This window comes from Alkalihalobacillus sp. TS-13, assembly GCF_019720915.1.
Classification (GTDB): Bacteria; Bacillota; Bacilli; order Bacillales; family Fictibacillaceae; genus Pseudalkalibacillus.
The window spans coordinates 3428704-3441849 of record NZ_JAHKSI010000001.1; the positions used below are offsets into that span (position 1 = coordinate 3428704).

The window sequence follows — 13146 nt, forward strand, 5'->3', positions numbered from 1 at the left end:
TCATGTCTAACAGGGTCGCCCTATTTTTCATTAAGCTTTGTTAATAGGTTAATGTTATTTCGTTTTGCCCTCTTTTTGAGCTTCCAATCGAGTTATCTGCTTTTTCAAGTCTTTTATTTGCTTGTTCAGTTCAAGGGTATCGTTCTCATTATCGGGTTCCACATCTTTCGCTATCAAATTCGATAATTGTAAATTCAACCGATCGATTTCGTTGTTGATCTTTTGTTCGTCTTTTGACAAGTGAACATGATGTTTCCATTCCTTATACGAACCTTTATACTCATAAAACCCACTATCCAGTGAAAAAACGCGGTTTGCGACTTTTTCCAGCATATATGGATCGTGCGAGACCGTAACCACTGATCCAGGGTATACTGCTAGTGCATCTTCAATTCTTTCCCTCGTTTCAATATCAAGATAATTGGTGGGCTCATCAAGTACAAGAAGATTGGCATCCGAAAAGTATAACTTCACAAAAGCTACGCGGCACATCTCCCCCATGCTCAACTCTTTTACTTTCTTGAACACCTGGTCTCCTCTGAATAAAAAACAAGCAAGAATCGTCCGTGCGTCAGCTTGGGTCATCTGTGGAAGGTCTAAGATCTGCTCAAGAATCGTCTTGTCTGGTGCCAGCCCCTCCAGCTCCTGCATGAAATATCCGATTTTCAATTGTGGATGATGGATGACATTCCCCGATACAGGGTGAAGGTGCCCGGTAATCAGTTTGAGCAATGTCGTTTTCCCGGTCCCATTCTGTCCTATTACCGCGATTCTATTTCCTCGGTCAATCGAAAAGGATAGCGAATCAAAAAGCAGGTCATTCTGTCCATAACGAAAGGCTGCATTATCAAACCTGAGTAACGTCTTACTGTTAAATGTACCAACTTCCAATTCAACATTGATTTTGGGACTGTCTTTCGGTTTCTCGATCTGGTCGTTCTCAAGGCGTTCCAATGCAGCTTCCTTCGCTTTGAATCTTGTCATATTCTTGTTCGCTTTCTTCTTAGCAAAAGGATCCCGTTCACTTGCGGCGCTATGGGATTTCTGAAACCATTGTTTATATTGCGTAACAGCTTCCATGAGCTTTCTTTTTTCAACTTGTTGTTTACGGTATTTGGTTTCTAATGTCTTCCTTTCATGTTCTACGCTGCGTTTATATTCTTCATAGCCTCCGTGGTATTTTTTCGTCCCATCAGGCGATAGCTCATACGTGATGTTTGCGACTTGATCGATGAATGCACGTTCATGGGAAATGAACAATACAGCTCCTTTAAACGTTTGAAGCCATTCTGCCAACCATTGGATCGTTTCTGCATCTAAATGATTGGTCGGTTCATCTAAAATCAAACCCTTTGGATTGCGCAGCATGACCCTGGCAAGCTTAGCTCGTGTTTTTTGACCACCGCTCAAGTTCGTGATGGACTGATCCCAAATTTCCTTCTGAAGCCCAAGCTGCAGCATACATTTCTCAACAGCTGTTTCCCATTCATACCCGCCCAATTCATCATACGATTGCAATGCGTCACTATAGTCTGAAAGTACATCGATATTTTCTGGATTTTCTTGGATCGCTTTTTCACATCTTCGCAAAATACGCTTTGCATGAAGCAGATGTGAAGATTCACTTTCAACAAATTCTCTGGTTGGAATGTGGCAATCCAATAAAGAATCTTGTTCCACAATCCCCCATTCTTCAATTTTCATCGGATGGATGATCGTGCCTCCGGATACTTTTTCTTTACCTAGCAAACAATTGATGAAAGTCGTTTTTCCAACTCCATTTCTTCCGATTAATGCAATGTGATCCCTATCGTTGATTTCTATTGACGCATTTTTGAATATTTGTTTCCCATTCCGTTCAACTGTAACGTTATCACCCTTCAAAACTAGCATACAAATCCCTCCAGTACATCTTTTTTGAAAGGCTTTGTTTTACTTAAATGTTGATTTCCACGAAATTCACTCCCTTTCCGCAGGCAAACGAAAAGCGGAAGCGACCCGGATAGTCACGTAGGTCACTGGAAAACGGACGAGGAGGCTCCAACCAAACAAAGACTTGGTTCTGCGTGGGCTAACTCATAAGGATGTCAATCAATGTGTTGCCGCCGCAGGAAGTTTGAAGTGATCCAAGTGACTGGTCGCTGAGCTAGACATCACTACCTGTATTAACCCACTTCCGCAAATAACACCACGTCGTGTGGTGAACGTCGAAGTCAGTACATCCTGTACAAGTACGTCGTGTGGTGAACGTCGAAGCCAGCAGAAGGAAAGCTTCTAAGAATTCTCATCGCAGACACGAAAATGATTTCATTTTTGTGTTGCGATACTGTGAGGAGGCTTAGATCCTTAGTTCGCTGTAGGGTCTCGCCTGGCTGGCTTTTCCCGCTGAAGTATCGTGAATTTCGCTTAAAAACTTGGATGGAGTAATCAATTTAATGTTCAAACAAATCCTTTTTTTGAAAATAAAAAAACACAGGCTGCTGCCTGTGAACCAGATGCATGGATTCATGCTGAATTGATCAGCTGAAAAAAATCCGATCATAAAAGAAGAACGATATCTAAATGACGACACACTTATCCCTATACTCTGATTACAGGCAGAGCCATTTTTCGTATTAAGCTACGCGAAAAATGTTAAGGGACTTCATGATTTTAGAATCGATACCTCCTCGTAATTGTATTTTTATTATAAACGATGACACCAGAAAGTTCCAAGGTTATTTAAAGAAAACTTGGTAAAGCCAAGCCTTTGGCGCAGGCTGAGCTTTAGTGTGCTTATATTGAAGAAAGTATTTATTCTTTCTTTAAATGGCAAATAAGGCTTTGGTTAAATAATACTTAGCTTTCTGACTAAGTTTGATTGAGCGAAATTCGCAACATTCTTGCGGGGTAAGCTAGGAAAGACCCGAGTATAATAATGACCTTCGACTAAATACCACTTCGTCCTGCGCCTGCAGTTACTCGTCGCAAAACTACAAGGATGGAACTTAAATCCGTTGTCTTTTTTGGTAAACGTCGAAGCCAGATAAAAAAGCTTCTAAGAATTCTCATCTCAGACACGAAAACGATTTTATTTTTGTGTTGACATCCTGTACAAGTGAGCGAGGAGGCTATCGGATCGTCCACGGAAATCGTGTATATTCCTCCGCCATTACAATGGAATTGTGATAAACAACACTTTTTCTTAAAGAACCTTAGGAAAAAACTTATATCCGAATAAGTTTTAACCACTTTTTGTTCTAAAATAGGTTAGTTATTTATTTTTTGGATAGCCGAATCCATCAAAGTCATGATTACCTACAACATCTACAAAAAGGGAAAATTATCTACAAAAACAAGAAACGGTTCTGAAGAATCCCTACCTGACTATGAGGGTCGCTTCCATTTTTCTTTCGCCTCGCGGAAAGGGCGTGAATTTCGCAAAATCAACACTACTATAACAAAACCTCAAATAAATGTTTCACATGGAACAATCTTCTCATCCCCTCACCTACAAATGATGCAAAAGATATCGTCAAATGATTTTCAAGTGGTATGATAGTTATAACCCTAATGGCAAAAGGAGGAAATGAAGTTTATTATGCAGCCAACACCGATTTCGACTCACCAACGCATTGCAACTATTGATATCATAAGGGGATTTGCCCTTCTTGGTATTTTTCTTGTAAATATGCCAGCTTTATCCGCACCTGCCTTGATGTATGATCTATATTCGGTTCATCCAACATACGAAGGAATTGATCGCTGGGTTCGTCTCCTTTTCGATCTATTCATACAAGCAAAGTTTTACCCGATGTTTTCATTTCTATTTGGATTTGGTTTCTACATATTCCTTTCAAGGGTAGAACTTAAAACCGACAAGCCACGTAAGCTTTTTATCCGGCGTCTGGTTATCCTACTTGCTTTTGGGTTGCTTCACTTGATTTTCGTCTGGTATGGAGACATTCTCCACACTTACGCATTGATTGGGTTTCTTCTCTTATTCTTTTATAACCGTAAACCAAAAACCATTCTTATTTGGGCGGTTTCATTACTTGTCTTTTTTTATATAATTGTGGCGTTGCCGCTTTTAGCACCACCATCTTTCCATGAATCCTCAAACTATGTAAGCGAGACGGTTGGCAGCAAAAAAGTGGAGGAAGCGGTATCGATGTACCGGGAAGCTGGGTATTTTGAGTTGACAGCCTATCGTTTCCAAAATGAAGTGATTCCTGTCCTTGAGTTTTTTGTATTTAATGTCCCTCAGATTCTAGCACTCTTTTTATTAGGTTTATATGTAGGAAAAAGAGGAATCATAGCAGAACCGGCATTACATACAGGGTTGATCAGGAAAATATGGTTGACTAGTGGAGTTATCGCATTGCCTATGGTACTTTGGTTGGCAGCTATCCAATTGGATTGGCTTGATTATGGTGTCTATAAAGAAGGGCTGGCCTATTTACTTATTACTCTAAGCGGAATATTTCTTGCTTCTTTTTACATCTTTTCGTTGGTTTTATTTTTACAGAAAACGAGAATGAATCGAATCTTACAATCTTTTGAAGCAGCTGGAAAAATGGCATTAACGAATTATCTTGTCCAGACCATCCTATCCGTCATCATTCTAGTTAGCTCAGGACTTTATTATGAAGTCAGCTTGACCTCCGGGTTCCTGATGGTGTTGATTCTATTTTCCATGCAGCTTATGTTAAGCCATTACTGGCTGAAGTATTTTCACTTTGGTCCATTCGAATGGGCTTGGCGCTCCCTTACCTATAAACAATTGCAACCTCTGAAGCGAAAGGACCTTCCTAAATAAAGAAATGTCCTTATGAATGATGAACTGTCCCATAAGTGTCTAACACTCGTTTGGGACAGCTTTTTAATATTCAAATGGAGAGCCAATCGATTTTCTTTTCTAACAGCTTTAGAGTTTCAGCTTCTTTACTGTCAGGAAGTGGATGGTAGTTATATGTCCAGTTGACTGCTGGCGGCAAGCTCATGAAAATCGACTCGATACGGCCTCCGGAATTCAACCCGAATTTCGTTCCACGATCATAAACGAGATTGAATTCGACGTACCTTCCTCTCCGGATACGTTGCCAAGTCAGTTCCTCTTCTCCATAAGGCAGATGGCGGTTTTCATTTATAAGGTCCGTATAAATTCCTGAAAACGCCTCTCCTACCTCTTTCACAAAACAGAAGCGGTTTTTTAACGAAATCTCATGCGTGACACCGAGACGGTCAAAAAAGATACCTCCAACTCCCCGTGCTTCATTACGGTGTTTGATATAAAAATACTCATCAGCCCATTTTTTAAAAGCGGGATAATACGAAGGATGATGGTGGTCACATAGTGATTTAAGCTTCTGATGAAACCTTTTTGCCTGATGGACATCAATATAAATCGGAGTTAAATCAATACCCCCTCCAAACCATTTCTCGCCACCAGAAGTTTCAAAATACCGGACGTTCATATGTATGATGGGAATCAATGGACTTATGGGATGCATGATGACAGAGACACCGGTAGCATAGAAGGAACCCCCACGACTGACTTGCAGTACATCTGCCATCTGATTAGACAGGAGACCGTATACCTCTGAAAAATTGACTCCACCTTTTTCGATGATTCTCCCGTTCTGCATGATACGTGTACGGCCACCACCGCCTCCATCACGTTTCCACCGCTCTTCCTTGAACGTTTCTTCTCCATCACAGACTTCTAACTTCTTACAAATATCATTTTGTAAAGATATGAACGATTGACTGATCAATTCTTTATCAAGATTCACTGCCTTTGTTCTTTTTACTAAATCCATAACTGTTAACTGGCGTCCGCGAAAAAATTGCTAAATCAGGTACCAGCTTTTCCTCCTTCACATGATTTACTTTTTCGAAAGCAAATGAACATTCATGCAGGATCATTGGTGTAGTAGGAATAACTTTATGAATCAAAGAATACAACATTATCAGAATTTTGTAAAATATTAACTATTTGTGTCGATGTATGTTTTATTAGGCTTTGTTACAGAAATTCGCTCCCTTCCCGCGGGCAAACGAAAAGCGGAAGCGACCTGATTAGTCACACAGGTCACTGGAAAACTGACGAGGAGGCTGTTGCCGCCCCAGGAAGTTTGAAGTGATCCAAGTGACTGGTCGCTGAGGGGAGACATCACTTCCCTGTATTAACCCACTTCCGCAAACCTCCCCACTTGCACAGGATGTCAACACAAAAATGAAATCATTTTCGTGTCTGCGATGAGAATCCTTAGAAGCTTTCCTTCTGCTGGCTTCGACGTTCACCACAAGACCACAGACTTATATTCCATCCTTTTTGCAGTTTTGCACCGAGTAACCGCAGGCGTAGGACATGGTGGTTGTTAGTCGAAGATCATTAATCGCTGCGGGGTCTCGTCTGGCTCGCTGTACCCGGAAGAGTGTCGCAAATTTCGTTTCAATATTATTTAACAAAGCATGTTTTAAAGGGACGTCACTCTAACGGACACAAGAGACCTTATTCGGGACAAAACAAGGTAATCTAGTAATCTAACGGACAGGAGAGACGCTATTTTGCCAAAAGAGCATGTTTTTTCCACCAATTAAGGTAAATAAGAGCTCTGGTGTCCGTTAAGACCGTGAAATTGGGGAGATGTTCACAGATAAGAGCGCTGGTGTCCGTAAGATGTTTTGTCTCAACTTTTATCTCAAATCGCAGTCTGATTTTCTTCTTACCTAAAAAAAGAAAGAGCACTTTACCCTACAACAAGGTAAACCGCTCTCTAACTCATCCTTTGATTTTCTTGATGAACAACACTTTCAAATAATCGCCTTCCGGAAATTCCCTGATGGTTTTAAAATCCACTGGTAGTGAATGTTCTTCCATCAGCTTATATGTCCCATTCATTTCTTTGAAGGCTTTTTCAACGAATGATCGGAACTTTTTCATGTCGATTCCGGCAAAATTCGTGGACGCGACAATCATCCCACCATTTTCGGTTATTGCAATCGCTTCTTTTATCAAATCTTTATAATCTTTCGCGACACTAAAGCGATGTTTCTTCGATCTCGCAAAGCTTGGCGGATCGAGGATGACCATATCGAACTTCAAATTGTTCCGTACTGCATATTTAAAATAGTTAAAAACATCCATTACCCGGATATCGTGTGCTTCGTAATCAAGACCATTCAAGCTGAATTGTTCAATCGTCTTATTCAAACTGCGGTTTGCAAGATCGACACTCGTGGTTTTTACGGCTCCTCCAAGCGCTGCGAAGACGGAAAACGCACCCGTGTAGGAAAACATATTCAAGACGGTCTTCCCTTCAGCATGGTGGTCCCTTATCGATTTGCGAACTTCCCTTTGATCAAGGAAAACACCAACCATTGCACCATCATTCAAATAAACAGCAAAATGAACCCCATTCTCTTTTACGATTAGAGGAAATTGTGCACGTTCTCCAACGAGAAAATCATCGTCCTCGATGTACTGCCCTTTTTGGTCAAAACGTTTCTTTTCATAAATGCCTTTGTATTCGATGGAACTTTGTAACGCTTCGACAATTGGTTGTTTGAATTGGTATATGCCCTCACTGTACCAATTGAGTAACAAATATCCATCAAAGTAATCGACAGTAAAACCACCGATTCCATCCCCTTCACCGTTAAAAAGACGGAACGCATTCGTCTCATGATCATTGAAAAAAGATTTCCTATGCTCAATCGCTCTTTTGATTCGATTTTCGAAAAAGACGTAATCAATTTTTTCCTGTTCTTTTCTTGTAAGAATCCAGCCGTATCCTTTATTCTGTTTGCCGTAATATCCTTTACCGATAAAACGTTTTTGTTCGTCTACAAGTTTGAGAAGGGTGCCTTCTTCCTTCAGATCATTCAAATTGACGATCGCTTCCTTAAATAGGAGCGGATAGCCACCTTTCAACTTTTTGAAATACTTCGATTTTATCGTGAGCATGATTTCTTTATTCATGATTGCCATCCTTCATTTGTTGATTTTATTGGTGAAGCTTCTGCATCCATACTACCACGTTTCAAATCGTTCACAAAACTTGATATTGAAGCAACAAGGCACGATCAGCCCTATTCCCGCTAGATATAAAAGAGGACCCGCTGCAACCCTCACAGCAAGTCCTCCATTTGTCATTACATCTGTTTAAAAATTTCCAGAAAGGCATCCTTCAATTTCAGATCAATTTTCCCTGTAATAGCATCGACTGGGAGAATCTCTAAACGACCATCACCACTTAAATATCCGATCCAAAATGGTATATATAACACAAAGGAAGGATTAAGCTTGATTTCGATCGATTTCCGTTTCTTCTAGTCGATTTCTGATTCTTCCCGAACATCGCACCGAATATTGCCGTACCAGCAATATAAATTGAAAAAATTGCGTAATCTAACAAGGTAAAGCTACTCATTGGATTGAGCCTCCTTTTTCCCATTGCATACTTGAACGATTGTCATGAATCTCACTGCTGCGTTTTGTAAAAGTCCTTGCCCTTTATCCATTGCATCTGTTAATGTCATCGGTTCATCAACAATTGGAAGTATTGAAGATATACCTTGTCCAGCAGCCGCTTGTAAATCACCTTCGATCTTTCCGGCAAATGCGATTGTCGGTACCTTGTATGTGTTTGCTATCCGAGCAATCCCGACAGGTACTTTTCCATATAAGGATTGTGCATCGACCTTCCCTTCCCCTGTTATGACAAAATCTGCATGCTTGATATGTGATTCCAGTCGGCTAAAATCTGAAATCAATGTAAACCCGCTTTCGAACTCCGGCTGTAGATAGGAAAGGAGAGAGAACCCGAACCCTCCTGCCGCTCCGCTGCCTTCTGCCAATCGATGGTCATTCCCAGTATGAGTGGTCACAGCTTCTGCATAGTGTTCCATACCGTTCTCGAAGAAAGGCATTTCGTTTTCTGTAACCCCCTTTTGCGGCCCAAATACCGACACAGCCCCTTCTTTCCCAAGTAAAGGGTTGGTTACGTCAGAAGCAATCATGAACGTGACATCAGCCAATCTCGAATCCAGACCTGCCGTATCAATGGATTTGATTTTACCCAATGTACCACCCGCAGCTTGGATCTTCTTCCCTTTTTCATCTAAAAAACGGATACCTAATGCTTCAAAAAATCCGGTTCCAGCATCTACTGTGGCACTTCCTCCTAACCCGAGAATCACGTTTTTCGCACCTAAGTCTAGTGCTCGTGATACCAACTGACCAGTACCATAAGTTGAAGCTCGGTAAGGGTCGAGCTCCTCATCTTTTAACAGGGGAAGACCAGATGCCGCTGCAGTTTCAATAACAGCCGTTTTCGTTGTTTCAACCCAGCCAAAAGCTGCTTGCACCTTACGTCCGATCGGGTCCATCACTTCTTCCGATTGTATTTCTCCACCTAAAATGACTGTAAGAGCCTCGACCGTTCCTTCACCACCATCAGCCATTGGAACCGTAACGATATCCAAGTTTTGATCAACCTCTAACAAACCTTTTCGAATAGCTTCAGAAGCTTCAATGCTTGTCATAGAGCCTTTGAATGAATCTGGAGCAACAACTATTTTCATGAACATCACCTCCTGTTTGTTTTTGTTAACATTATCTTACTAAAGGATGAAAACGCTATCTATGTTACAAGAAACAAAATGGACAGTTTTGTTTCTTCCATATTTGTTACAGAAAACAAAAGGTTGTTATCTCATAGATTGTTGTTTTTGGAAATATAATTTTCGTTAACGAAAAGCGGAAGCTGGTCGCTGGATAGACATCTATTCCCTGCATTAACCTACTTCTGCAAGTCTCCTCAGCTCACTTGCACAGGATCTCAACACAAAAATGAAACATTTTCGTTTTTGCGATGAAAATACCCTTTCCTTATGCTGGCTTCGACGTTCGTCACAGGACGTACTTGTACAGGATGTACTGACTTCGACGTTCACCATAGGACGTGGTGGTATTTAGTCGAAGTTCATTAGTATAGTCGAAAATCCTTAATTTGCTTTCGGGGTCTCGCTTAGCTTGCTTTTCCCACTGGAGTCTCGCATACTTCCACAGCCAAAAGATTCAGCACTTTTCAGTACACATTAGCAACAAACATTTAGAAAACAGCCAAACAAAAAGAGCTGACATTAGTATCAGTTCCTGTCAGCTCCATTATTTATCATATAAAATGTCATTGCCACATAGAGCATGACGGCTTCAGTCAATACACGAGGATCATAACCTGTTATCTCTTTGATCCGTTTCAACCGGTATTGAAGGGTGTTCTTATGAATGAACAGCTTTTCGGCGGCTTCGGTAATCGAACCGTTCGCTTCAAAAAAGCATTCCAGCGTTTCAAGCATCTGAGCGTGTTCAATACCGGTATCATTCAATAGGACTTTCTTGATATAAGCTTCCCGCGTCTCTTCGGAAAGATCATATGCAAAAGATTCGATTCCTAACTCATCATGGAATATAAAAGTTTGCTTTCGATTTTTCGCATGTAATAATGCTCGCTCAGCTTCACGCACTGAGTGGGACGTGCTCCTTGGGTCAACATACATTTGGCCGATCCCAGCAGTGGTCTCGAATTTATAAGATGTTTGGATTGCCGATTGGATCTTATTCAACCGGTAACGTATCTTTTCCTTCCGTTTCATCTCAGATGAATGTTCATTTACGGATAACAACATTGTATACCGGGTACTTCCAGAGGGGATGATGACATGTTGACTTTGCTCAGGAAAATGGTTCTGGATCACATTCAAAATTTCACACCGGAACTGCTGAAACTCTAATTCCCCTTTTACATCCGCCTCATAGCTTTTCAATTTTTCATATAAGATATCATTAAAATCCTTTACCTCTAAAACCACCGCTGCTCTCGGTATATGGACATTGATTTTATGTATCCACCCACGGGCGGCGAATAGTTTATCATTCTCCCAGTCCCCCTCGATCCACTCATCGATGAATGATTCCCTTGCCCTATTTTCAAGTTCGATCTGTTCTTCTATATAAGCTTCCTTCAGCAGTATTTCAGTCATTCGTTTGATGACTTCCCCGAACTGGACAACTTCCTCAGGCTTACCTGTAATTCCGATGACCCCGATGATTTGATCGTTCAATTCAACGGGTAGGTTCACCCCTCTTTTTGCCCCTCCAAATTCATTCTCTTCTTGAATGATAAGCGGTTCTTTCGTTTTTAAAACAGTCCATGCTCCTTCATGGAAATCACCGATCCTATTTGGGTCGATACTTGCAATGATTTGTGCCTGCTCGTCCATGAAATTAATATTCCTGTGTATGATCTTGACGGTTTCCTCAACGATTGATTGCGCGGTTTGGGGCGATATGACCATTCTTTACACCTCATATGTATAGAGTTTAAGAAGACTCGTTTTCTCCTGAGCCATTACGTATCTCCTCTTGAGATTGTCCGAGGGCAGCGATGACAGCTCCAGCTGCTTGGATCCAACTTCCATTGACATCTAAGTTTTGCCCTGTGACATGGTCTCCTCTCAATTCTAATATACCCCCGACAGCTTGCATAGAATTCCCCCATGATTGCAAGGTGTTTCCAATGATGCTCAAAAGCTCAGTCCTTACCTCCTTCAATTCATCAATAACAGCTAATAATGCCCCAAAAGCTTGGAGCCAGTTACCAGCAATTTCGAACTGTTGTTTTTTTACATAAGGGATATCCGCTACAATCCCATAGATGACAGTCAAGTTTCCTAAAGCTTGGATTTTGTTTCCCGTCGTTTCAAGACTGATTGTAGATTCCCCAGCAGCCTCCATCGCATTTCCTAAAGCTTGAAGGGCATTTCCAACAATTCGAAGCTCCTTGCTGATTATTTGAGGAAAGTAGAATGCCGGAGTACTGCCAATTGTCGCTGCAACCGTGCCCACAGCCTGGATCCATGCCCCTGATAGGACGATGACCTGCTGACCCACTGTCATTTCCTCCCCTCTTTCTTCTCTTACGACTATAGTATTCTTTCGAAAAGAGTATGTTCGGCATGTGAGCAAAGCGCTATAAAGAATGGAGAGTCCCGTTTTCGTGGGTGCCTCTGCTGGACTTATTTCCGGTTCGTAAACAAAAGACTCCGTCCCCTCTCCAAAAATCGATGTTTTTATCCGATTATGGAAGAAACACAGAATAATTAGGGCATTATAGGATGGCATTTATTCATAAAAGGCAGAGGTTGGCCATAAATAAGGTAAAATGATTGGTCAACTTATATGTAATTCTGATTTATCTACAAAAACAAGATTTTATCTACAAAACACCCTTCTACTGACTGTTTTCATAAAAAACTCCACGTGCAAGTGCTATGGTAAACCTGAATTTTCTTATCTTTATTAAAAAAGATGAACCCATTTATCCAGGTCCATCCTTTTGGTATTTTTATTTGAATTTGTCAGGGAATTGCTTGATGATTCCGTCGGAGAGAGTATCTGCCAACTTCAAGATATGCGTCTCGCCTTCATCATAAGCTTTGATGTCATCATCCCAGCGCTTCTGGATCCTGAAAACGACCTGATCCGTCACTAATGCTAGATATTCATCAAGTAGTCCTTTTAATGTCTTTTTCGACCAATTCGGGTTGGCATCACTAAGGAATTGGGCAATTTCATCTGCGTTCGCATACCATTGTTTCGTGAATTTATCCACATTCGCCTGGTCATTGTTCTTAGCTGCTTCAATAAGCTCTCCGGCAATGATGATGTGCTCTGTTAAAAGTTCAGCAAGTTTCTTGCTTGCCGCATCCCCGTAATAAGGTTGTATCGCATTGCCGATATCCTTTTGGTTTTGTAATAGGCGTGAAAGTACAGCATCTTGATCTTCCAGACCTCCTATCGCACTGACAATATAGCTTCTCGTCCAGGTCACATGATCCGTCCAAAGTCTCCTCATGTCAGAGTTGAGCGCGACTTCTTTTTGGGTGTATGTGTCCTGCTGTCGACTCTTAGCATCAGTTTGTTGTGGTGAAAAGACCATTGTTGCCATTAAGAGAACAAGAGCCAATTTTATAATCATCTTATTCATACAGTACTCTCCTTTTTCAATAGTCCTGTATATTTTGGCTCTCATTAGCGATTTCATACAGGAACGGCCGTCCTACGGTCAAATAACCCATCTATCGGTCAAGCTCTAT

The 13146-nt window shown here is 41.2% G+C and carries 9 protein-coding genes; 1 reads left to right on the forward strand and 8 read right to left on the reverse strand.

Annotated elements, in window-relative coordinates; genetic code table 11:
- Positions 1 to 54: 54 nt before the first annotated feature.
- Positions 55 to 1893: a ribosomal protection-like ABC-F family protein gene (gene abc-f / locus KOL94_RS16285; RefSeq protein WP_221567434.1), complete on the reverse strand. Its 1839-nt coding sequence runs from the start codon at positions 1891 to 1893 to the stop codon at positions 55 to 57.
- 1675 nt (positions 1894 to 3568) lie between these two features.
- Here abc-f and KOL94_RS16290 point away from each other — a divergent pair.
- The gene (locus KOL94_RS16290; protein ID WP_221567435.1) at positions 3569 to 4798 is read left to right on the forward strand and encodes a DUF418 domain-containing protein; all 1230 of its coding nucleotides are present in this window, start codon (positions 3569 to 3571) and stop codon (positions 4796 to 4798) included.
- A gap of 70 nt (positions 4799 to 4868) precedes the next feature.
- Here the strand turns inward: KOL94_RS16290 and hemF are convergent, their stop codons facing one another.
- The 7 genes from hemF to KOL94_RS16325 all read right to left on the reverse strand — a co-directional run bounded on the left by hemF (position 4869) and on the right by KOL94_RS16325 (position 13037).
- The gene (gene hemF / locus KOL94_RS16295; protein ID WP_221567436.1) at positions 4869 to 5801 is read right to left on the reverse strand and encodes an oxygen-dependent coproporphyrinogen oxidase; all 933 of its coding nucleotides are present in this window, start codon (positions 5799 to 5801) and stop codon (positions 4869 to 4871) included.
- A 965-nt stretch (positions 5802 to 6766) separates the two neighbouring features.
- On the reverse strand, positions 6767 to 7966 hold the full coding sequence (locus KOL94_RS16300) for a class I SAM-dependent rRNA methyltransferase (RefSeq protein WP_221567437.1): 1200 nt from the start codon (positions 7964 to 7966) through the stop codon (positions 6767 to 6769).
- 274 nt (positions 7967 to 8240) lie between these two features.
- Positions 8241 to 8417 carry a hypothetical protein gene (locus KOL94_RS16305; RefSeq protein WP_221567438.1) on the reverse strand — a complete coding sequence of 59 codons (177 nt, stop codon included), beginning with the start codon at positions 8415 to 8417 and terminating at the stop codon, positions 8241 to 8243.
- The gene (locus tag KOL94_RS16310) at positions 8410 to 9570 is read right to left on the reverse strand and encodes a glycerate kinase family protein (RefSeq protein WP_260412350.1); all 1161 of its coding nucleotides are present in this window, start codon (positions 9568 to 9570) and stop codon (positions 8410 to 8412) included. Before KOL94_RS16310 ends, KOL94_RS16305 begins: the two co-directional genes overlap by 8 nt.
- A 567-nt stretch (positions 9571 to 10137) precedes the next feature.
- Positions 10138 to 11346: a CdaR family transcriptional regulator gene (locus KOL94_RS16315; RefSeq protein WP_221567440.1), complete on the reverse strand. Its 1209-nt coding sequence runs from the start codon at positions 11344 to 11346 to the stop codon at positions 10138 to 10140.
- Between the two features lie 25 nt (positions 11347 to 11371).
- Positions 11372 to 11947: a DUF6944 family repetitive protein gene (locus KOL94_RS16320; RefSeq protein WP_221567441.1), complete on the reverse strand. Its 576-nt coding sequence runs from the start codon at positions 11945 to 11947 to the stop codon at positions 11372 to 11374.
- A gap of 448 nt (positions 11948 to 12395) precedes the next feature.
- Positions 12396 to 13037, reverse strand: coding sequence for a glycosyltransferase (locus tag KOL94_RS16325; RefSeq protein ID WP_221567442.1), 642 nt, complete (start codon positions 13035 to 13037; stop codon positions 12396 to 12398).
- Between the last annotated feature and the right edge of the window lie 109 nt (positions 13038 to 13146).

Excerpts from the sequence above, each read along its gene's own strand:
- KOL94_RS16290 (WP_221567435.1), top strand. The coding sequence starts at position 3,569 with ATGAAGTTTATTATGCAGCCAACACCGATTTCGACTCACCAACGCATT.
- abc-f (WP_221567434.1), bottom strand. The coding sequence starts at position 1,893 with ATGCTAGTTTTGAAGGGTGATAACGTTACAGTTGAACGGAATGGGAAA.
- KOL94_RS16300 (WP_221567437.1), bottom strand. The coding sequence starts at position 7,966 with ATGAATAAAGAAATCATGCTCACGATAAAATCGAAGTATTTCAAAAAG.
- KOL94_RS16325 (WP_221567442.1), bottom strand. The coding sequence starts at position 13,037 with ATGAATAAGATGATTATAAAATTGGCTCTTGTTCTCTTAATGGCAACA.
- KOL94_RS16305 (WP_221567438.1), bottom strand. The coding sequence starts at position 8,417 with ATGAGTAGCTTTACCTTGTTAGATTACGCAATTTTTTCAATTTATATT.
- KOL94_RS16320 (WP_221567441.1), bottom strand. The coding sequence starts at position 11,947 with ATGACAGTGGGTCAGCAGGTCATCGTCCTATCAGGGGCATGGATCCAG.
- KOL94_RS16310 (WP_260412350.1), bottom strand. The coding sequence starts at position 9,570 with ATGAAAATAGTTGTTGCTCCAGATTCATTCAAAGGCTCTATGACAAGC.
- hemF (WP_221567436.1), bottom strand. The coding sequence starts at position 5,801 with ATGGATTTAGTAAAAAGAACAAAGGCAGTGAATCTTGATAAAGAATTG.
- KOL94_RS16315 (WP_221567440.1), bottom strand. The coding sequence starts at position 11,346 with ATGGTCATATCGCCCCAAACCGCGCAATCAATCGTTGAGGAAACCGTC.